General features: G+C 45.1%; 14 protein-coding genes, 4 pseudogenes and 1 riboswitch. Of the genes and pseudogenes, 10 read left to right on the plus strand and 8 right to left on the minus strand.

The features are described from left to right. Positions 1-266 precede the first annotated feature (266 nt). The 4 genes from ONZ52_RS14945 to ONZ52_RS14960 all read left to right on the plus strand — a co-directional run bounded on the left by ONZ52_RS14945 (position 267) and on the right by ONZ52_RS14960 (position 5,289). Positions 267-1,850, plus strand: a complete 1,584-nt coding sequence (locus tag ONZ52_RS14945) for a BCCT family transporter (RefSeq protein ID WP_265219531.1) — start codon at positions 267-269, stop codon at positions 1,848-1,850. Between the two features lie 80 nt (positions 1,851-1,930). Continuing rightward, positions 1,931-2,113: riboswitch (yybP-ykoY riboswitch) on the plus strand. An 8-nt stretch (positions 2,114-2,121) separates the two neighbouring features. Continuing rightward, positions 2,122-2,688 carry a TMEM165/GDT1 family protein gene (locus ONZ52_RS14950; RefSeq protein WP_265219532.1) on the plus strand — a complete coding sequence of 189 codons (567 nt, stop codon included), beginning with the start codon at positions 2,122-2,124 and terminating at the stop codon, positions 2,686-2,688. Positions 2,689-2,716: 28 nt separating this feature from the next. Further along, entirely contained in the window at positions 2,717-4,573 is a 1,857-nt protein-coding gene (locus tag ONZ52_RS14955; protein ID WP_265219533.1) for a putative nucleotidyltransferase substrate binding domain-containing protein, read from the plus strand. Continuing rightward, positions 4,573-5,289, plus strand: coding sequence for a 3'-5' exonuclease (locus ONZ52_RS14960; RefSeq protein WP_265219534.1), 717 nt, complete (start codon positions 4,573-4,575; stop codon positions 5,287-5,289). The genes ONZ52_RS14955 and ONZ52_RS14960 overlap by 1 nt, the downstream gene beginning before the upstream one ends. Before the next feature lie 23 nt (positions 5,290-5,312). On the opposite strand, the gene ONZ52_RS14965 is transcribed toward ONZ52_RS14960, so the two are convergent. The 8 genes and pseudogenes from ONZ52_RS14965 to ONZ52_RS15000 form a co-directional block, all read right to left on the minus strand. After that, positions 5,313-6,419 carry a LacI family DNA-binding transcriptional regulator gene (locus ONZ52_RS14965; protein ID WP_265219536.1) on the minus strand — a complete coding sequence of 369 codons (1,107 nt, stop codon included), beginning with the start codon at positions 6,417-6,419 and terminating at the stop codon, positions 5,313-5,315. A gap of 113 nt (positions 6,420-6,532) precedes the next feature. Next, positions 6,533-8,150: pseudogene (locus ONZ52_RS14970) on the minus strand (alpha-glucosidase). Positions 8,151-8,219: 69 nt separating this feature from the next. Beyond that, positions 8,220-9,315: pseudogene (locus ONZ52_RS14975) on the minus strand (ABC transporter ATP-binding protein). 76 nt (positions 9,316-9,391) lie between these two features. Continuing rightward, positions 9,392-10,531: a carbohydrate ABC transporter permease gene (locus ONZ52_RS14980; protein WP_265219537.1), complete on the minus strand. Its 1,140-nt coding sequence runs from the start codon at positions 10,529-10,531 to the stop codon at positions 9,392-9,394. A gap of 1 nt (position 10,532) precedes the next feature. After that, positions 10,533-11,324 carry a carbohydrate ABC transporter permease gene (locus tag ONZ52_RS14985; RefSeq protein WP_265219538.1) on the minus strand — a complete coding sequence of 264 codons (792 nt, stop codon included), beginning with the start codon at positions 11,322-11,324 and terminating at the stop codon, positions 10,533-10,535. Next, on the minus strand, positions 11,321-11,542 hold the full coding sequence (locus ONZ52_RS14990; RefSeq protein WP_265219539.1) for a hypothetical protein: 222 nt from the start codon (positions 11,540-11,542) through the stop codon (positions 11,321-11,323). The genes ONZ52_RS14985 and ONZ52_RS14990 overlap by 4 nt, the downstream gene beginning before the upstream one ends. A gap of 117 nt (positions 11,543-11,659) precedes the next feature. Beyond that, positions 11,660-13,012 carry an ABC transporter substrate-binding protein gene (locus ONZ52_RS14995; RefSeq protein ID WP_265219540.1) on the minus strand — a complete coding sequence of 451 codons (1,353 nt, stop codon included), beginning with the start codon at positions 13,010-13,012 and terminating at the stop codon, positions 11,660-11,662. Between the two features lie 468 nt (positions 13,013-13,480). Next, entirely contained in the window at positions 13,481-14,449 is a 969-nt protein-coding gene (locus ONZ52_RS15000; protein ID WP_265219542.1) for a carbohydrate kinase family protein, read from the minus strand. A gap of 212 nt (positions 14,450-14,661) precedes the next feature. On the opposite strand from ONZ52_RS15000, the pseudogene ONZ52_RS15005 reads away from it, so the two are divergent. The 6 genes and pseudogenes from ONZ52_RS15005 to ONZ52_RS15030 all read left to right on the plus strand — a co-directional run bounded on the left by ONZ52_RS15005 (position 14,662) and on the right by ONZ52_RS15030 (position 21,504). After that, positions 14,662-15,399: pseudogene (locus tag ONZ52_RS15005) on the plus strand (response regulator). Then, a complete protein-coding gene (locus tag ONZ52_RS15010) occupies positions 15,386-16,855 on the plus strand; it encodes an ATP-binding protein (RefSeq protein WP_111605920.1) in 1,470 nt (489 codons plus the stop codon). Before ONZ52_RS15005 ends, ONZ52_RS15010 begins: the two are co-directional and overlap by 14 nt. Before the next feature lie 281 nt (positions 16,856-17,136). Beyond that, positions 17,137-18,384, plus strand: a complete 1,248-nt coding sequence (locus ONZ52_RS15015) for an ABC transporter substrate-binding protein (protein WP_265219544.1) — start codon at positions 17,137-17,139, stop codon at positions 18,382-18,384. Between the two features lie 96 nt (positions 18,385-18,480). Continuing rightward, positions 18,481-19,409, plus strand: a pseudogene (locus tag ONZ52_RS15020) (carbohydrate ABC transporter permease). Then, entirely contained in the window at positions 19,402-20,304 is a 903-nt protein-coding gene (locus ONZ52_RS15025; RefSeq protein ID WP_265219545.1) for a carbohydrate ABC transporter permease, read from the plus strand. Before ONZ52_RS15020 ends, ONZ52_RS15025 begins: the two are co-directional and overlap by 8 nt. Before the next feature lie 90 nt (positions 20,305-20,394). Then, positions 20,395-21,504: an ABC transporter ATP-binding protein gene (locus ONZ52_RS15030; protein ID WP_265219546.1), complete on the plus strand. Its 1,110-nt coding sequence runs from the start codon at positions 20,395-20,397 to the stop codon at positions 21,502-21,504. Positions 21,505-21,640: the final 136 nt, after the last annotated feature.

A 21,640-nucleotide genomic window follows, 5' to 3' on the forward strand; every position in this document is an offset into this window, starting at 1 on the left:
ACCGTAGTGTGAACATTTCTAATTCCTTTGTCTTTTTAAACGAAAAATAACGCTATTTTGACTCTTTGATTCGCGGCTTCACTCAATTTATACATGAAACCGAAATTATGAATGAATTGTGAAAATAGGACAAAATACGTCGCATTAAGAACAATCTGATAATGAGAATTCTTTTAGTGTGAACTAACGAGGCTGTATAAAAAACACTCATGTTGATTTTCGTTTAAAAAGATTAGAAAGATTTCCACTAATTCAGGAGAATGTTTATGAGTAATAAAGTACCTGAAAGTGGTCGGGCAGAATACAACACATCGTACAAAGTAGGACAAGATAACATTCAGTTTCTTGGCCTAGATGTACTTAATCCTGTGTTTAGTACCAGTGCTTTGATCATTTTTGCATTCATTATTGGCAGTATTCTTTTCCCAGCGGATGCTAGTGCGGTATTGTCTGGAGCCAAAAACTGGTCAATCAATAATTTTGATTGGTTCTTTATGGTCGCTGGCAACATCTTTGTCCTTTTTTGTTTACTCTTGATTGCATTACCCTTGGGTAAAATTCGCTTAGGCGGTACAGAAGCTAGAGCAGAACATTCCACTATTACTTGGTTCTCAATGCTGTTCGCTGCAGGTATGGGTATCGGTCTGATGTTTTGGAGTGTGGCTGAGCCTGTTGGTTACTATACAGCTTGGTACGGTACACCTTTTGATGTCGCGGCTAACACACCTGAAGCACGCGATCTCGCCATGGGTGCCACCATGTTTCATTGGGGTCTTCATCCATGGGCCATTTACGCGGTCGTTGGTTTATCTTTAGCCTTTTTCGCTTACAACAAAGGCCTACCTCTGACAATCCGTTCTGCTTTTTACCCATTATTTGGTGAAAAAGTCTGGGGAGTTATTGGTCATGTAATCGATGTAATTTCCGTGATTGCAACGATTTTTGGTTTAGCGACCTCACTTGGTTTTGGTGCACTACAAGCCGCTGGTGGTCTCAATTTCTTATTCGACATTCCTAATACGTTAACGACGCAAATCCTTGTGATCTGTGGTGTCACCGCCGTTGCTATCGTGTCTGTGGCACGTGGTCTAGAAGGCGGTGTAAAACTTCTTTCTAATATCAACATGATTATTGCCGCTGCCTTGGCAATATTTATTGTCATCGTGGGCCATACCGGCGCTATTTTTGCGGCCATGGGTTCTTATTTATTTAACTATGTTGAAAACATCATCCCTCTGAGTAATTGGATTGGTCGTGATGACACAACCTTCTACCATGGCTGGACTGTGTTTTATTGGGCTTGGTGGATTTCTTGGTCACCATTTGTCGGTATGTTTATCGCACGTGTTTCTCGTGGTCGTACTGTTCGTGAGTTCCTAGTGGCGGTTCTATTGGTCCCAACGGTTGTTTCTCTTGTGTGGATGTCTATTTTTGGTGGTTCCGCTTTAGAGCAATCTGCCAACGGTATTGGTGCATTAGCCGACGGCATTGGCGACTCATCACTAGCCATGTTCCAAATGTTTGCAAACCTACCGTTAACAGGTCTGATTTCTTTTGTTGGCATCATTCTAGTATTGGTCTTCTTTGTCACGTCTTCCGACTCTGGTTCTTTGGTTATTGATGGTATTACTGCTGGCGGTAAAACCGATGCGCCTATGATTCAACGTGTTTTCTGGGCTGTTCTGGAAGGCATTATCGCCATTGCTTTACTTGTTGGCGGTGGGTCTGAAGCACTTGGTGCGATCCAAGCGGCGGCCATTACTATTGGTCTACCATTCACTTTGCTCATGTTAATCATGTGTGCGAGTTTATGGAAAGGTCTGCATAGCGATATGCACCTTTATAAATAAACAACTCAACACAACGCAAATGATGTAGATCGTTTGCGTTGTGTTGTTTTTATAAATACTTTATTATCCGCGTTCTCTTAGGGAGTAATCTTCTTTGCACATCCTGATGTATGTTGCAAAGATTCTTTGTCAACATAATTGAGCCTCAAGCTCGTGGCAAAGAAGTCCTGATCGAATTGACGGGATTGATGAGACTTAAGACAATAACTTGGCTCAGGTGGGCACAGGTTCATTGTCTTTTGTTTTATTGCCCACCTAGGACCTATCAAAAATGGAAGCATTACTTACTTCTATCTCTACTGTTGCCCTTGCTGAAATGGGCGATAAAACCCAACTTTTGGCTTTATTCCTTGCAACGCGTTTCGCCTCTAAAATGTCAATTGTTCTCGGAATTCTTGCAGCCACATTGCTCAATCATGCTTTGTCGGCTTGGCTAGGTGTTGAAATTGCTCAGTGGATTCCAGTAAGTGCAATTAGCTGGATTGTTGGGCTAAGCTTCATTGCTGTTGGGCTATGGTTATTGATTCCAGATAAAGACGACAGCGAAGACAGCCAAGTCCTTAAATACGGTGCCTTTGGCGCAACCTTTGTGTTGTTTTTCCTAGCGGAAATCGGTGACAAGACTCAAATTGCTACGGTTCTATTGGGCGCACACTACGGCAGTGTTTGGATGGTCTTAATTGGCTCAACGGTTGGCATGATGCTGGCGAACGTGCCTGTTGTTTTCGCAGGACGTTGGATTATGGATAAAATCAATGCGGACCGCACTCGTCAATTGGCTTGCTTACTTTTTCTTATCATGGGAATAGTGACCATAGCATCGCCATTACTGTCATAAATAAGCTCCACTAAACGGGAAGGGTACGATGGACGTCGAATTAACAGAAATACTCGAGGCACTTTGCCAACACGCACCATTCAATGAGATTGCTGACGACCCACAGCTCAACGACATGGTTAAGGAAATCGAGATCCAGTATGTTCGTGCTGGTGAGTGGGTGATCGCTCCAAGTGCACTGAATAATACGCTTTTCTTTATCCGTAGTGGTGCCATAGAGGTGCTGAGTAAGGAAAATAAGTTAATTCGACGCATGAACGAAGGAGAGCTATTTGGCTACTTTTCTCTATTACGTGGTGGCAAATCATCGCAAGCCATGCGAACCATTGAAGACAGCTTGTTGTACCGCATCCCTGCCCGCTGGTTTATCAAACTATACGAAGAGAACGACAATTTTTCAGACTTCTTTGAATTGGCGCGCGAAGTGCGCCTACGTGTGGCAATGGATTCACAAAGCTCAGACGTGTCGTTAATGACGTGTCCCGTAGCCAGCCTGTTAAGACGCCCTCCTATTAGTACCGATATCCGTTCAAACATACGCATCGCAGCGCAAATTATGGCGGAGCATAGAGTGTCTAGTTTGCTCATCACGGAAAATGGTGAGCTTATCGGTATTGTGACCGATCGAGATTTACGGACTCGTGCCGTTGCCCAAGGCCTTGCCTACGACACGCCGATTGCAGACATAATGACTCGTGACCCAATTGTCATGGACAGCGGTGATTATGCCGCTGAGGCCGTACTAAAAATGATGGAGCGTAATGTTCATCACATTCCAGTGGTGAAAAACGGTCGTCCTATCGGTGTCGTGAGCACTGGGGACATCATTCAAAAAGAAAGCCACGGTAGCATTTACCTCATCAGTGACATTTATAAGCAAACTAACATTGAAGGTTTAAAAAGTATTAGTCGCAAGATGACCCATACCTTTACCCATCTGGTCGTAGCCGATGCCAATACGAAAATGATTGGTAACGCCATGTCGCACATAGGCACCGCCTTTGTGAAACGCTTGCTGCAACTTGGCGAAGAAAAATTCGGCCCGCCGCCTGTGCCCTATTGCTTTATCGCGCTTGGCTCACAAGCGAGAGAAGAGCAAACCATAAAGACCGATCAAGACAATGCGCTGATATTAAGCGATAAGTACGACAAACAGGTACACGGCGACTATTTCGAGGCACTAACAGATTGGGTCTGTCGGCACCTAGATGACTGTGGCTACGACTTGTGCTCTGGCGACATCATGGCATCAAACCCACGCTGGCGTCAGCCGCTCAGTGTTTGGAAGGAAAACTTCAGTGAATGGATTCAAAGGCCCAAGGCTGAAGCACTATTACGTCTGTCTATCTTTTTTGATTTGCGTGGCGTCTATGGTGATAAAACGCTCGCCTTCCAACTCAATCAACACATACGCCGTGAAGCGCAACAGCACTCCGGTTTTTTAACCTTTATGGCTCGCAACGCCAATCAACGCAAGCCACCGCTAGGCTTCTTTAGACAGTTTGTTCTGGATGGTGAAGGCAAGCAATCCCGTACTTTTAACCTAAAAGAGAGAGGCATTGCGCCTATCATAGATATTGTCCGAGTACATGCCCTAGCCTGTGGCAGTGATAAGTTAAACACGCTAGAACGTATCGAAGACATAGAGGCGGCAGGATTATTACCAGATGGTCGCGCCAAAGATCTTGCCTTGGCCTTAGAAATGATAGGTATGGTGCGCATTCGACATCAAAAAGAGCAAATAGAAGCGGGTGAAGAACCTAATAATCACGTCAATCCTGAAAACTTGTCCTCCTTTGAAAAACGTCATCTACGAGATGCATTTCATATTGTTTCGCGCCAACAGGAATTTATTAAATTTCGCTACGCAGGAAAACGCAGCTAATGGCCAGACCCTTATTCAAAAACAAACCCAAAAAGGACATTCAAGACTGGCAAGCCATGTTTGCCCAATGGGCAGAAGAAGCGCCAGAAGGAGCACTGAAACGTTACTATCAGGCGGGGATGATTACACCACAAACCTCATTGCAAAATACGCCATTACTGGCCTTAGATTTGGAAACAACAGGACTAGATCCGAGCCAAGATGAGATCATCAGTCTTGGCTTGATTCCGCTGAGCGACAAAATCATTCGTTGCCAAGGTGCCCAGTATTGGATGGCAAAACCTGAGCGAGCGTTAAATGCAGAATCCGTCACTATTCACGAAATCACTCATTCCGAATTGGCGGAAGCACCGCCACTTGAAGCGATTTTAGACCAGATTTTAGCCGCACTAACAGGCCAAGTAATCGTTGTTCATTGCGTGGCGATTGAGCGTCAGTTTCTACTAGAAGCCTCGATGAAAATCTACGGCTTCCCATTGTATTTTCCCGTACTGGATACCATGGATATTGAGCGCCACATTATTTACAAGCCATGGTGGAAGCGCTTTGGCAGACAACCTTCGTTGCGCTTAGACGCTTGTCGTCAGCGCTATAAATTACCTCGCTATAAAGCACATCATGCACTCACTGATGCCTTATCATCGGCGGAATTACTACAAGCACAAATTGCCCATCACATGGACCCAACAGCCGATATCGCCAATTATTGGCTGTGATAATGACCATTTGTAGATAACAATCACGCCAAAACAGAATGAGAGTGTTCCGTGTTAATGTACTTGGACTCAGAAATAGCAGGGCAACTTTCACGAACCACAAGTTCCGTTTCTAATACCACATCTTTCGCTTCCCTAAGACCTAGAAAAACCTCGGCGGCAACACGGCCTTTTTCAACCGTTTGCTGGTGAATGGTCGTGATCGAAGGATGAATATTTCCACCCTCTGCAATGCCATCAAACCCCACTACTTGCAGATCCTCCGGCACACGTAACCCCATATGCAACGCGGCTTGTACAGCAGCAATCGCAATACAATCACTCATACAAAGCAATAACTGAGGGCGCTTGGCCATGGTTAACGCTTCACGCGCCGCCTGGTAAGCCAGCTTATGATTGTTCTCAGGGATATTCCAAATATGTTCCGATGCAACCGATAACTGATGTTCTTCTAGCGCTTGAAAATAACCATACAACCGCTGAATGGAAATAGATGCCGCACGATCGAACAGCTCATCTTCACGTATCCGGCACACACGATCGGTCGCCAACAAACTCAAGCCCAAAATCGCCACCGCGTCTGGCTTGTGCTGCAAGGCGTGACAGGCTATTCGGTAAGCACCACTGTGATTTTCTATATTGACCGAGGTGGTACCTGGAATAAAACTGTCCACCGTGATGATGTTCTTATTCGGCATCAACCAAGGCGCATTAATGCATTGCTGAGGCTTATGACCATAGACGATAAAACCATCCACCATAGACGATTGCATACGACTCTGCGCGTCCTGCTCGACTTGATCAGATGACAATAACAACATGTTGTATTCGTTGGCTTCAAATACCTCTGCCATACCTTTTAAGAATTGATTGGCAACAGGATCCGTTAAACTGTAACTAAGATCATCAGATAACACGATACCAACAATCCCAGTGCGACCGGTTCGTAAACTTCGAGCAGCAGCATTCGGGCCAAAGTAGCCCATTTTTTCGCATTCACTCAGAATATTTTCACGTAGAGTCGCCGACAATTGATCGGGACGATTAAAGGCGTTTGAAATGGTTGCTGTGGATACTGCTAACCGCTCAGCCACATCTTTTAAAGTCAGTTTTTTTATGTTTTTTGTCATACTAACCACTCGTAACCACGCTTCACAAAAAAGAGCTTTGACAAACAAACCGATTTACGTAAAACGCAAACCGGTTTGTTAACAACAATGCTCAATACATTGCGCAATAACGCTTAAGACAGCTTAGCGTAAAACGCTTGATAAGCCGGTAAAGTCAATGTTTGTCCATCTAACGTAGACGTAAAACCATGCCCGTCCACTTCAACCAAGCCACTGTTTACAGTAGCCTGCTGAGTATCACTCGTCATGTTTAGTACTACGAGCAAGCGATTACCTTGATATTCACGTACCAAACCAATTAATTGCGCATTACCTACATCCAGCTGAGACAACTCACCGTTAACCAAAACTGGCTGCTGCTGACGCCAATGGATCAACTGACGCACCTTATGCAACAAAGCCTCCGGATTGGCTTCCTGCTGCGCCACACTCAATGGCAAATGATTTGCATCAACGGGCAACCAAGGTTCTACCGTTGAAAATCCACCTTGCTCCGAATCATCCCACACCATTGGCGTACGACAACCATCACGGCCTTTAAACACCGGCCATAGTGGAATGCCATAAGGATCTTGAATACGCTCAAACGGCACCTCGGCTTCAGGTAACCCCAGTTCTTCACCTTGATACAAACACACACTGCCACGTAAGGACAGAATCAGCGCCAAAGCAACTAGCGGGTAAGCTTCTGGATCTTCGTCAGCTCCCCAACGTGTGCGCGAGCGAACGACATCGTGATTCGACAATGCCCAGCACGGCCAACCATCACCGACAATTTCTTGCATATTTTTTAGTACGTCACGGATATATTCCGGTGTATGTGGTTTATTCAAAAAATCAAAGGTGTAGGCCATGTGCAGCTTATCGCCGCCAGAAGTGTATTCCGCCATGCGTTTCAGTGGGAAATCATCACCAATTTCACCTACCGTTGTACTGCCTGGAAACTCATCCATCATCGCACGCATGTCTTTCAAGAAATCTAAGTTTTCCGGACGGCTCAAATCATAGACATGACGCTGATATGTATAAGGGTTATCGTGTGGTGCGCCCATCGTTTTTGGCTCACCCGCTGGCACAGGTGGGTTGTCTTCCAAACCTTCGCTATGGAAATAGAAGTTCACCGTATCCAAGCGGAAACCATCCACACCAAGCTCTAACCAGAAACGCATATTATCTAGGTGCGCCTGACGAACATCTGGATTATGGAAATTAAAGTCCGGCTGAGACTCTAAAAAGTTATGTAAATAATACTGCAAACGACGGCTATCCCATTTCCACGCGCTGCCGCCGAAGATGGATAACCAGTTATTTGGTGGCGAGCCATCTGGTTTTGGATCCGCCCATACATACCAATCGGCTTTAGGGTTGGTTTTATCTTGACGACTCTCTTCAAACCAAGGGTGTACATCGGCTGAGTGACTGATCACCTGATCAATCATGACTTTTAAGCCCAATTCATGAAGCCCGATCGATCAGAGTTTTAAAATCTGCCAACGAGCCAAACATCGGATCGATATCACGATAGTCCGATACATCGTAACCAAAGTCTTTCATTGGCGAAGTAAAGATAGGCGAAAGCCAAATAGCATCCACACCAAGTGAAGCGACGTAATCTAACTTACTGGTAATACCAGCCAAGTCACCCACGCCATCACCATTTGCATCCATAAAACTACGTGGGTAAATTTGATAAATAATCCCACCTTTCCACCAGTTCAGATTGGTTGTCATCAGACTCTCCAAAAAAGATAAAACATGGGACAGTGCTTAACACCACCCCAATGAGAAATAACGGACAACTTAACGAGTATACGATTGCTCGTTTTCATCAAATAAATGCATTTTTTCAGGTAAAGCAGACAAATGAACCTTATCACCACGCTGAGTTTTTAAGGTGCCCGCTTGTTTGGCGATAATCATGTCATCACACCCAGGTACTTTGACATACAACAAGGTCGCCTCCCCTAGAGACTCCACAAATGACACATCACCCGACAAGAAAGCCTGTTCTTGCGTATCAACCACCACCATGTCTTCTGGACGAATCCCAAAGAAAGCCGGCTTAGACTGCTCTGCGGAGTCGGTTTTAATAGGTGTATCAACCATCACCGAAGAAGACAAAGCAACACGAGTCTGTTCGCCTGCTTTTTCAATTCGACAAGGCACAATATTCATCGCAGGCGAACCAATAAACTTCGCCACAAAGACATTTGCAGGATGCTCATACAATTCTAATGGCGAGCCCCACTTGCTCAATATTACCAGCGGATAACAAAACAATTCGATCCGCTAATGTCATGGCTTCCACCTGATCGTGGGTCACATAAATCATGGTTGAATTCGGCATACTGTCTTTTAAATTGGCAATCTCCATTCGAGTCGCCACACGCAACGCCGCATCCAGATTAGACAAAGGCTCATCAAACAAAAACACCTTCGGACGACGCACAATCGCACGGCCAATCGCCACACGCTGACGCTGACCACCAGAAAGGGCTTTAGGCAAACGATCCAAATACGGTGTTAGCTGTAACATATCCGCTGCCTTGCGTACTTGTTGATCAATATCGGCTTTGCTCACCTTTGCGATTTGCAAACTAAACGCCATATTGTCGTATACGGACATATGCGGATACAAAGCGTAACTCTGGAACACCATCGCAATACCACGTAAAGCGGGTGGGATGTCATTCACCACCTGACCATCGATCTCCAAAGTACCAGACGAAATTTCTTCCAGTCCCGAAATCATCCGTAGCAAAGTAGACTTGCCACAGCCAGATGGACCAACAAACACAATAAACTCGCCTTGCTTGATGTCCAAGTTAATATCTTTTAGAACTTCTACTTTGTTTGAGTAGATCTTTTTAACATGGGTTAACTTTACATCTGCCATGATTCAATTGCCTCAATTTAAATACTGACCTTAAGTAGGGAGCCAGCTCAACCCACTCGTATAGGTATAAGTAATGTTATTTCACAGAGCTCGCTAGCAGGCCGCGTACCAAGTAACGCTGCAAACTAAAGAAGACACACAAAGGAACAATAATGGTGATAAAGGCGGACGCTGTCAGAATTTCCCAGTTACCACCTCGAGAACCCAATAGTTCACGCAGCTGCCCCGTTAACACCAAATGTTCTTCATTGTTGCCAAGAAATACCATAGCGATCAACAAGTCATTCCATACCCAAAGGAATTGGAAAATGGCAAATGACGCCAAAGCAGGGAAAGACAAAGGCAAGATGATTTTACGGAAAATATCAAAGTCTGAGGCACCGTCAACACGAGCTGACTCAATAATTTCGCCCGGTAATCCCGCAATATAATTACGTAATAAATAAATCGCCAAAGGCAAACCGAAGCCCGTATGAGCCAGCCAGATGCCCACGTAAGTTTTTGACTCCACACCAAAAAACTCACCAATCAGGTTGTAGCTTTTTAACAATGGAATCAAGGACATTTGTAGCGGTACAACCAACAAACCAACCACTGCCGCAACCAATAAAGCCCGACCAGGAAATCTCATCCACGCCAAAGCATAAGCCGCAAACGCTGCCACCAAAATAGGAATAATGGTTGCCGGTATGGTCACGGTTAAAGAATTGATAAAAGACTTACCTAAACCTTCTGTACTCAACACTTCACGGTAATTATCCAAGGTAAAGCGGGGTGGAATTTCTGCCGTATAAAAAATCCGCTGACTGCGCCCTTGCCATGGCGTTGGAGAAGAAAACACATAGTCACCATTCTCCATCACCTGCAATGTTTGGCCTTTTCTAAGGTCTGCAACCGTACCAGCGTCAAATGCTTCAGGTTCCAAAGAACTAAAACCAAACTTAGTCACAGAGCCAGAAGCTCCCTCCAAAATATTACCGCGAATAACAAACTGATCCCCTTCTTGGACCTGTGTTTTAGGATCGTTTGCTCGAGCAATAATCAGCTGTTCTGACGTTGACAACGCTGTCCACCAGCCAGATACAGATAACTGATCCTTGTCTCGAATAGAGGAAATAAACAAACCAGCTGTTGGAATGGTCCAAATCACCACTAAAAACAACACAGTGGCATGAACCAAATAAGTCAATGGCGACCGTTTCGAGGATGCAATCATATTAGCGCCCCTCCATTTCTGCGTTTGCACGCTTAATATTCCACACCATAATTGGAATCACCAACACCATAATCACTATCGCGATAACCGCGCCACGACCAAAATCACCGCCACCACGGAACATCCAATCAAACATCTGATTGGCTAATACTTGCGTATCCCATTGGCCATTCGTCATCGCCAAAACAATATCAAAGACTTTCAACACCAGTATGGTGATCGTCGTCCATACTACCGCAATGGTTCCCCAAATTTGTGGCACCATAATTTTAAAGAAAATTTGTAAACCATTTGCCCCATCGAGTACCGCCGCCTCAATAGTTTCATCGGGAATGCCACGTAATGCAGCAGATAAAATCACCATAGCAAATCCCGTTTGGATCCAGACCAAAATGATCATCAAAAAGAAATTATTCCAGAAAGGAATAGTGATCCAGTTTTGCGGTTCACCCCCAAAGAACACCACAACGGCATTTAACAAACCAATTTGTGCATCGCCGCCGCTGCGGTAATCATAAATAAACTTCCAAATCACCGAGGCACCAATAAAGGAAATTGCCATCGGCATAAAGATAAGACTTTTAGCAATATTGCCCCACCAAATACGATCCGTCATGGTGGCAATAATCAAACCAAAAAAGGTCGCAGCGGTCGGCACAACGATCAGCCACAACATGTTATTTCGGAAGGATTCGAAAAACTCATCACTACCAAATAACCACGTGTAATTGGACAGGCCGACAAATTCTTCACCACTACGGTCGAAAAAAGACAAACGAATAGAGTCGATCACCGGTAAAAAAGATAAAACGTCAGCAATAACACGGCAGGGCCGAGAAACAACCAAGGACGAATACTGTTAGCAATGCGTAGGTTACTAGCGACTTGTTGTGCAGGGCGATTTTTCGTCGGGAAAATCTTGTCTAGAAGAATGTTGGAGCCATAAAAGTAGACAGCACATCCCAATACACCCAATATCATGGTCACTAACGCGGAAGCGAGCTGGGCCATAGAATCTCCAAAAATACATACAGCACATGAGATAACTCATTAGGTTACTCATATTTATTTGGCAACAAAGGACGAAAACCCCTAAGCACACACTGGCTTAGGGGTTCTATAGAAGTATTACTTCAAAGCATCCCATGTTTTTTGAATGTCACGAGCCACTTCTTTGGCATCTTTACCGCCGGTGTAGTCCACCATGCCAGTCCAGAACGAGCCCGCGCCGATTTTGCCTGGCATCAAATCAGACCCATCAAATCGGAAAGTGGTAGCATAGCGTAAAATTTCGCCTTGCTTCTTCGCGGCTTCACTTGAATACAGTTCAGGATTAGCACCTAAATGTGCCGATAAGAAACCCGTTTGTGCCATCCACAGCTCATGAGCAATCGGTGAGCGAATGAAATCAATAAAGGCACGCGCCCCTTTCGAATCATTGGTAATACTCATCAAAGTCCCCGCACCTAAGACTGGATTACCCAAATCTTTGGACGCATACGATGGGAAGTAGAAGAAATCTGCGTCTAAACCAAGCTTAGTACCTTCAGGGAAGAAAGCCGGAATAAATGACGCTTGACGATGCAAATAACACTTAGGAGGAGACTGGAATAAACCTTTTGGGCTATCACGGAAATCCGTCGACGATACGGCACCCGCACCACCATCAACAAACTTATCATTGCGCGCGAACCAGCCAAACTCTTCAATCGCACCCACAATACGTGGGTCATCAAACTTAATGTCGTTAGTTACCCAACCATCATAGACAGACGCTGGCTGAGTACGGAGCAATAGATCTTCTACCCAATCCGTCGCAGGCCAACCTGTTGCCGCACCAGAACCTAAACCAATACACCATGGCGTACCGCCATCAGCAACGATCTGTTCGGTTAGCGCTTTTAGGTCTTCCATGGTTTCAGGGACCTCATAACCTGCATCGGCAAAGTTATCTGGCGAATACCAAACCAAAGATTTCAAATCAGCGCGATAGAAAACACCATAGAAATCGTCTTGTCCTTTCTGGTTTTTAAATGTCGCAAGATCAACCCAAGACTGACCTGCCGCATAGTCTTTTACTACGGCATTTTTGACAGTATCGCTAAGCGGACTAATAAAGCCTTTTGCCGCCAAGTCTGCTGCCAAACCAGGTTGTGGAAAAACAGAAATATTAGGCGCACTACCAGCTTGGGCATCGATCACTATTTGCTGTTCAAAAGAATCTGAACCAGCATAGTTCACTTTTGCACCAGTGGCTTTTTCAAAGTAGGCAATTACACGTTCGAAATTGGTTTTCTCGTCTCCCATCCAAGGACCGAAGACAGAAACAGTTTCACCAGACAAGTTAACGGATTTTAAAGCATCATAGCTGCTCCAACTAAAACGAGCGTCTTCACCTGGTGCAAATAAAAGGTCAGCTGCGTGCACAGCGTTTGTGGATAGTGTCAGGGCGACCGCCACAGACAATAGAGATTTTTTCATCATTGCTCCTCACAGGCTGGCTTGGGAAACCCATAGCATGCCTTTGTTTTTATTATCATAGGTCGAAACAAGGTAAACATGTCTTCTATAAGGATTAAGAAGAAATTTGATTATTCACAAACAAATCACGCCCTTCAAGGGCTTAGACTCCTTAATATTGACTTAATTATTTTTAAAATTTAGTAGATTCTCACCAAAATGCGAATCTTATTTCATCGATGTGGGTTGTATGAAAAAACAACAGAAATAGGTTTTTTCACTAAATTCAGCAGGTTAATGGCAAAAAAGTACACAATAAACGTCGCTTTCATATCGTATATTTGCACATTATGTACTTATTTTTCGCATAAAAAAAGCGTGGTATCACCACGCTTTTTATCGCTATTAGAGTCACTAAATATTGTCTTAACCGTTTAACTTAAAAGCCACTTGCGGCCAAAGCACAAGCAAATATTTGCTTTGTGTCAGTTAGAAACGACTTAATTGTGCTTGCGCTTCACTCAGCGTCGGCAAAGAAGGGTAAGCACCTAACTTCGTCACAGAATCCGCACCACAAGCCGCCGCAAAACGCACAATATCCACCAATTCCTGCGCAGATAATGTATGCAGAGAAGCACGATCACCGCCCTGTTCTGCCAGCTTATAAAGTAAACCACCGACGAAGGCATCACCCGCTGCCGTGGTATCCTTTACTTCTACTTTTGGTGTAAGAACTGTCGCTTCACCATGGGCTGCTGTGTAAAAACGAATCGGATTCGCGCCGTCCGTTAACACAAATAAGGTGACACCAGCGGCTAAAGACTCATCAATTAAAGCAAACGGATCTGCCGCCAAAACAGCAAGCTCCTCAAGACTGGCTTTCACCACGTCACCGCTTTGCATCCAATCGATAACACGCTTGGTATCCACTTGTCCGTTTGGCCACAAATTAATGCGCAGGTTCACATCAATACTGACAATCCAATGAGCCGCACGTGCCATGCTGACTCCAGCGAGCGTTGCTTTAGTAATATCCGCATCCGTTAAGGTATTGGAACACGTATGAAAAACGCCTTTTTCGGCAAACCACGACGCCTCAAAATCGGCTTCTTTAAACAAAATATCCGCAGAAGGGCTGCGGTAAAACTCAAAACTACGCTCGCCTGTTTGATCTAGGCTGACGAATGCCAGTGCCGTTTTGGCTTCCTTAGTCATCAGCATATTTTCAGTATTAACACCGTAGCCATCCAAAGACGCTTTTAAGAAATGACCAAATGCATCATCACCTACTTGACCCACAAAATGACTGTTGCCACCTAAACGGGCGACCGCCACGGCCACGTTTGCTGGCGCACCGCCAGGAAACTTGGTAAAGGATTCGAGCTCTCCTGCTTGAGTGGCTCCATTTGAAAGAAAGTCAATTAAGGCTTCACCGAACGCCATTACTTTTGTTGTCATTACTTGGTTCTCTTTGTGAATCGAAGATAGGAAAAAGATTAGTCGAAAAATTATGCAGGGGGAAAAATATTAAATCAATTTAATTTATTTAAAGCGCTCTTCACCATAGGTTCAGATGACAATTGGTTCACTGTCACTTTCTTGCTAGACTAGCTTTCTAAACCAGTAACATTCTTTAGAGACCTTTACATTAACTTTCATTGAGCAAGAGAATGACCAAAGCTAAACGCCTCTATGTTGTAGACGATGACGATGAGATTCGTACCCTGCTCAAAACTTACCTAGAAAAACACCAATTTACGGTGTTAACCGCTGACTCAGGCGAAACCTTTTTAGCGGATTTTCGAGCAGAACAAGAAGTCGATTTGGTTATTTTAGATATCATGCTTCCAGGCCAAGATGGTTTTGCTGTTTGTCGATCACTCAGGACTTCAATCGCAAGTACCGGTTATCATGCTGACGGCAAATTCGGATGAAATGGATCGTATTATCGGTCTTGAAATCGGAGCCGACGATTATCTTGCTAAACCCTTTAATCCCCGGAACTACTGGCACGCATTAAAGCAATCTTAAGACGTATGGAACACAGTGAAGTGGTGGAAATCGCCCCCGTCGCCCATCGTTTTTACCGGTTCGCGCAATTTACATTGGATACCCTTTCACGAGAACTGCACTTTAAAAACGAAAAAGAGTCATTATCTGGTGCCGACTACAATTTATTGATGTTGTTCTTAACCCACCCAGGGGCTGTACTCACTCGTGAAATCATTGCCGAAAACACTCGAGGTCGAGACAGTGCGCCATTGGATAGGTTTATCGATGTCCATGTCAGTCGTTTACGCCAACGTCTGCGTGAAGACGCTCGTCAACCACAATTAATTAAAACCATTCGTGGTCAAGGCTACATTTTAACCGCTAGCGTGGAAGCCATCAGCGATGTCCGCGACTAACGCTTCCACCAGCAAAAGTTCACGCATTAAACGCTGGTCACAGTCGCTGACAGGACAAATTTTAATCATCATGGCGCTGGGTGTGGCCAGTGCCCAATTTATCAGCTCGACCATTTGGCTACGTCAATTAGAGTCTGACACGGAAGAAAACGTCCGTGAAGTGTCCAAGCACATGGCCTTTCGCATTGCGGCGACCGTCAGCTATTTCAAATCCTTACCGACAAACTATCGCCACATTGTCATCGATCAATTACAAGACATGGGGGGAACACGCTTCTTCGTTACGCTCAACAAAGAAGAAATTCGCATCAATAATATTCCCGACTCGCCGCTCAAAGACATTGTCAAAAACGAAGTACAGGGCACATTAATAAGACAATTAGGCATTCATAACGCCAAAATTGCCTTCTCCAGCCCAAGTGATTTACACGTTATTAACAACCATACACGCCTAGTAGACTTACCGGAGCGCTGGGGACATCACAGCTTATTGGTCAAACCGCTAACGCCGCCCATTATTGTGATTCAAATTCCCATTAACGATAAAGATTGGTTGTATCTCGCCAGCTTAATGCCCGACCCGTATTTTTTAGATGGTGCTTCTGCGCTGAGCGAAGACCGCCTATTTTCCATGGCCATGTCGGTCATTACGGTATTATTGCTTAGCATTGTTGTGCTTCGACGAGTAACGCGTCCCCTTGCTACCTTGGCAAGAGCCGCAGAACGTTTTGGTCAAGGTGACTGGAAACCTATCAAGGAAGTGGGCAGTATCGAAGTTCGCAATACAGCCAAAGCCTTCAACGACATGCAAAGGCGTATTCAGCGCTACCTCAATGACCGGGAACGACTCTTTGCCTCCATTTCCCATGATCTAAAAACCCCTATTACTCGCTTACGGTTACGTGCCGAAATGCTGGATGAAGATGACATCCGCGACGCAATGATTCGAGATCTTGAAGATTTGGATATGCTGGTAAAAGGTGCTCTACAGAGCGTAAAAGAGACGGATATTCATGAAAATCGCATCGAAGTGAACATTTCAAGAATGCTTAAAGATATGCAATCTACGGCCAATTTACACGACACCAAACTCACTGTCGTCGGTGAGTTAAAACACCCTTTTATCGGTAAACCGCTGGCAATTAAACGTTGTCTGGGCAACCTGGTCGACAATGCCTTGTATTATGGCAAAACCGCCACGGTTTTTATCGAAGACGATGAAGACGAGGTCTGTATTCGTATCTGTGATCAGGGGCCTGGCATTCCAATTGATAAAATGGATAAGGTTTTTCAGCCCTACACTCGCCTGACACCCGATCACTCCGGTCACCCCGGTGGCATGGGACTGGGTTTAAGTATTGCGCGTAATATTGCCCGCGCTCACGGTGGTGAAGTCACCCTAAGTAACCATATAGAACAAGGCTTAGAAGCCAAACTCTGGTTACCAAGACATTGAGTATCTAGAGCATGAAAAAGCCCTTTTTCGTAAAGGGTAAAATGCAATAAATCGTCATTTAACAAGCAAGAAATGATCACCCGAACAACCATCTTGCAAGACTTTGTTACAATAGGTTGCTCTATTTTACCCTCTCTTGTCATATCCTTTGCTAAATTCTATCACTCGAACGTGCGCTTACACTGACTGATCAGACGGCGACGTCGATATAGAAAATAACGCAACATCAAAACAGACTCTGTATTTGATTGGACGACATAACAATAACAAAGGTTACTATCATGAAAAAAATTGCTTTCGGTTTAACCACAGTTGCACTTTCTCTAGCTGCCGCAACCGCTCAGGCTGGTGAAGTAGAAGTTCTACATTGGTGGACATCAGGTGGCGAAGCCGCTGCGATCAATGTACTTAAAGAAGAAATGGTAGGCGCTGGCCACACTTGGAAAGACTTCGCAGTCGCCGGTGGTGGTGGTGAATCTGCTATGACCGTTCTAAAATCTCGTGCTATTTCTGGAAATCCTCCATCCGCGGCTCAAATCAAAGGCCCAACCATTCAAGAATGGGGCGACCTAGGTTTCCTAACCAATCTCGATGATGTTGCTAAAGCGGGCGAGTGGGATGTCATCCTTCCTCAAGTTGTTAGTAACACAATGAAATACGACGGCCACTACGTAGCGGCACCGGTCAACGTTCACCGTGTAAACTGGATGTGGGCGAACCCTGAAGTATTCCGTAAATCAGGTGCGTCTATCCCAACAACATGGGAACAATTCATTGTAGAAGCGAAAAAAATCAAAGCAGCAGGTTTCACTCCACTTGCTCATGGCGGCCAAAACTGGCAAGACGCTACGTTATTCGAAGCCATTGCTTTGTCTAAAGGCGCTCGCTTCTATAACAGTGCGTTCATCGGTTTGTCTGACGCAACGCTTCGCAGCCAAGACATGATTGACGTGTTTGATACGTTCAAAAAAATGCGTGAATTCGTTGATCCAGGTTTCTCTGGCCGTGATTGGAACGTCGCAACCTCCATGGTTATCAATGGTGATGCAGCGATGCAAATCATGGGCGACTGGGCGAAAGGCGAATTTACAGCGGCTGGCAAAAAAGCAGGCATCGATTACGTTTGTTACCCAGCACCAGGCACAAGCGGTGCGTTTACTTTCAACATCGACTCTCTAGCCATGTTTAAAGTAGACGGTAAAGACAAACAAGCAGCGCAAAAAGACCTTGCTCGTTTGATTCTTGAACCTAAGTTCCAAGAAACATTTAACTTGAACAAAGGCTCTATTCCAGTTCGCTTGAATATGCCTCGCGAGAAGTTTGACACTTGTGCACACGCTTCTATGGATGCGTTCCTAGCCAGTTCTACAACAGGCAACCTAGTACCAAGTATGGCTCACGGCATGGCTGTGAACTCAATGGTGCAAGGCGCTATCTTTGACGTAGTAACTAACTTCTTCAATGACGAAGCGATGACTTCTAAAGAAGCCGTAGACAAGCTAGCTCGCGCTGTTAAAGCCAGTATGTAAGATCTACCCCTGCAAGCACCTAGTTTGCAGTAAGCATACGAGGTTGGCCTTCTGGCCAACCTCTTCTTAATATCTCCAAATAGTGAAGCATCAACTATGAACACTAAAGCCGCCAATTCTGGGTCAGGGCAGACTCAGTCAGGACGTCCTGCACGCCTAAGTTTGGCCGATTGGATGCCGAAAATCGTCATGGCCCCAACGGTACTGGTTACCTTGGTGTGCATCTACGGCTATATGATTTGGACAGCCGTACTGTCTTTTACAGGCTCTCGTATGTTGCCGTCGTACAATTTTGTCGGCTTCGAACAATACGAGCGTCTTTTCAATAACGACCGCTGGATGGTAGCCCTATCCAACCTTGGCATTTTCGGTGGTTTGTTTATTTTTATTTGTTTGTTCCTTGGCGTGACACTCGCCATTTTCTTGGATCAAAAAATTCGTGCCGAAGGCGCAATCCGTACTATTTATCTTTATCCTATGGCGATTTCCTTCATTGTTACTGGTACCGCCTGGAAATGGTTGCTTAACCCAACCAACGGTCTAGAGAAAATGATGGTTGATTTTGGTTTCGTCAACTTTAAGTTCGATTGGCTGATTAACCCTGACATGGTGGTTTATTGTTTGGTCATTGCGGCAGTATGGCAAGCATCCGGTTTCGTCATGGCGTTGTTTTTAGCTGGCCTTCGTGGTGTTGATGGCGACCTTATTAAAGCTGCTCATCTTGACGGTGCCAGCACATTCACAACCTATCGCCGTATTATTTTGCCGTCATTGAAACCGGTATTCTTCAGTGCCTTGGTGGTTCTGTCTCACATCGCGATTAAGAGCTTTGACTTGGTGGCCGCGTTGACTAATGGTGGCCGGGTTACGCGTCTGATTTACCTGCTAACTTCATGTATACCTACACCTTTACACGAAGCCAAATCGGCTTGGGTTCAGCATCGGCTATGGTGATGCTAGGTTGTGTCTTGGCTATTTTGGTTCCTTATTTGTACTCTGAATTGCGAGGTAAACGCCATGAATAGCCTTAATTCTACAAGTAAAAAAGCGGTTGGCCGTAACACATCTGGCCTAGACAAAGTATTACGCGTTGCCTTGTACACAGTATTAATCGCAGCGGCCGCGTTTTACCTCATTCCTTTTATTGTGATGTTAATCACATCATTAAAAGACGTTGAGGAAATCCGTACTGGCAACCTACTTTCTCTACCAGCATCCTTGAACTTTGATTCTTGGACAAAGGCGTGGTCAAGCGCTTGTACGGGCAGTAGCTGTGGTGGTATTTCGCCATACTTTATGAACTCGTTTCAAATTGTGTTGCCTGCGGTAGCGATTTCTACTTTAGTCGGCGCCATTAACGGCTATGTTATTTCTTTATGGAAATTCCGTGGCAGTGACTTATTCTTTGCTGCTATGTTGGTGGGTTGCTTTATTCCCTTCCAAGTGATTTTGTTGCCAATGGCGCAAACTCTCGGCTGGTTAGGCATCGCCAATACAACATCTGGCTTAGTATTTGTGCACGTAGTATACGGGGTGGCGTTTACGACACTGTTCTTCCGTAACTTCTACCAGTCCATTCCAGGGGAATTGGTCAAAGCAGCACGTTTGGATGGCGCTGGTTTCTTTACCATTTTCTATCGCATCATTTTGCCAGTTTCGACGCCTATTATTGTCGTAACGGTCATTTGGCAGTTTACACAAATTTGGAATGATTTCTTATTTGGCGTTGCCTTCTCCGGTTTTGATACGCAACCCGTCACCGTTGCCTTGAACAACTTAGTAAACACCAGCTTTGGCGGTAAAGAGTATAACGTGGATATGGCTGCTGCCATTATCGCGGCGCTACCGACACTGGCGGTTTACGTGTTCGCCGGAAAATACTTCGTCCGTGGCTTAACCGCTGGAGCAGTAAAAGGCTAATCGCGGTTTAAACGGACCAGAAAATAAAAATGCACTCGTGCCTTCCACCGAACACCGCACCAGTGATTAGACAAAATTTGGAGTAATAACATGGCAAACCTCGTCATTGATAATGTTAAAAAGCGCTACGGCAACACAGAGATTTTGAAAGGCATCAATATTTCCATCAAAACGGGTGAATTCCTCATTCTAGTTGGGCCTTCTGGTTGTGGTAAATCCACACTGATGAACTCGATTGCTGGCCTTGAAGACGTCACTGAAGGTCGCATCCTGATTGCCGACAAAGACGTGACTTATACCAGCCCAAAAGATCGTGATATTGCGATGGTGTTTCAGTCCTATGCGTTGTACCCCAACATGACCGTAGAACAAAACATCTCTTTCGGTTTGGAAATGCGCAAAGTACCAAAAGCGGAGCGTGACGTTGAAGTTCAACGCGTAGCAGAACTGTTGCAAATTAGTCACCTACTTGACCGTAAACCAGCGCAATTGTCTGGTGGTCAACGTCAGCGTGTCGCCATGGGGCGTGCCTTAGCGCGTCGCCCTCAGCTTTACTTGTTTGATGAGCCACTGTCTAACCTAGACGCTAAATTGCGTGTAGAGATGCGTACAGAGATCAAAAAGCTGCATAAAAAGCTTGGAACCACCATCGTTTATGTAACCCACGATCAGATCGAAGCCATGACCTTGGCCGATCGCATCGCCGTCATGAAAGATGGACAAGTGCAGCAGCTTGGTACACCACAAGAAATCTACGATAACCCTGCCAATTTGTTTGTGGCGGGATTCATGGGTTCACCAGCGATGAACTTCATTCCTGCAAAAGTAATCGAACAAAATGGCACGCCAATGTTGGAGCTGGCCACCAGTACCACCGTTGCTCTACCATTTCCTAAACCAGAATCATTAAAAGGTCATGTTGGTAAAACCATCTTACTTGGCCTACGCCCTGAGATGATTACCGAGCCTCAACCACACAAAGAAGGCCAACCTTTTGTGACAACCACGGATGTAGAAGTGGAAGTGACTGAGCCGATGGGTGCCGACACCATGATTCTGACTCGTGTTAATGATGCCGAAATCAACTGCCGTTCTAACCCAATGTACCCAGCTGCTGCAGGGTCCATTATCAAAATGATGTTCGATACGTCAAAAGCCGTGGTATTTGATAAGGAATCGGGCAAACGCCTTGATGCCTAAAAACAGATTGATGTAACTATTTTGCCGTTAAGCAAGCCTGTGGTGGAGTCTATCTCCTAACCACAGGCTTTTTTTTGCCTAAAACCCCCTGTTATTGCACAAATGGTCAAAATTACTGCACAGTCTCTCGAACTTG

It is taken from the genome of Marinomonas rhodophyticola (assembly GCF_026113935.1).
GTDB classification, from domain to species: Bacteria; Pseudomonadota; Gammaproteobacteria; order Pseudomonadales; family Marinomonadaceae; genus Marinomonas; species Marinomonas rhodophyticola.

Bases quoted from the DNA above. Each gene is read 5' to 3' on its own strand.
- ONZ52_RS14945 (WP_265219531.1), top strand. From the start codon at position 267: ATGAGTAATAAAGTACCTGAAAGTGGTCGGGCAGAATACAACACATCG.
- ONZ52_RS14950 (WP_265219532.1), top strand. From the start codon at position 2,122: ATGGAAGCATTACTTACTTCTATCTCTACTGTTGCCCTTGCTGAAATG.
- ONZ52_RS14955 (WP_265219533.1), top strand. From the start codon at position 2,717: ATGGACGTCGAATTAACAGAAATACTCGAGGCACTTTGCCAACACGCA.
- ONZ52_RS14960 (WP_265219534.1), top strand. From the start codon at position 4,573: ATGGCCAGACCCTTATTCAAAAACAAACCCAAAAAGGACATTCAAGAC.
- ONZ52_RS14965 (WP_265219536.1), bottom strand. From the start codon at position 6,419: ATGACAAAAAACATAAAAAAACTGACTTTAAAAGATGTGGCTGAGCGG.
- ONZ52_RS14980 (WP_265219537.1), bottom strand. From the start codon at position 10,531: ATGATTGCATCCTCGAAACGGTCGCCATTGACTTATTTGGTTCATGCC.
- ONZ52_RS14990 (WP_265219539.1), bottom strand. From the start codon at position 11,542: ATGGCCCAGCTCGCTTCCGCGTTAGTGACCATGATATTGGGTGTATTG.
- ONZ52_RS14995 (WP_265219540.1), bottom strand. From the start codon at position 13,012: ATGAAAAAATCTCTATTGTCTGTGGCGGTCGCCCTGACACTATCCACA.
- ONZ52_RS15000 (WP_265219542.1), bottom strand. From the start codon at position 14,449: ATGACAACAAAAGTAATGGCGTTCGGTGAAGCCTTAATTGACTTTCTT.
- ONZ52_RS15010 (WP_111605920.1), top strand. From the start codon at position 15,386: ATGTCCGCGACTAACGCTTCCACCAGCAAAAGTTCACGCATTAAACGC.
- ONZ52_RS15015 (WP_265219544.1), top strand. From the start codon at position 17,137: ATGAAAAAAATTGCTTTCGGTTTAACCACAGTTGCACTTTCTCTAGCT.
- ONZ52_RS15025 (WP_265219545.1), top strand. From the start codon at position 19,402: ATGAATAGCCTTAATTCTACAAGTAAAAAAGCGGTTGGCCGTAACACA.
- ONZ52_RS15030 (WP_265219546.1), top strand. From the start codon at position 20,395: ATGGCAAACCTCGTCATTGATAATGTTAAAAAGCGCTACGGCAACACA.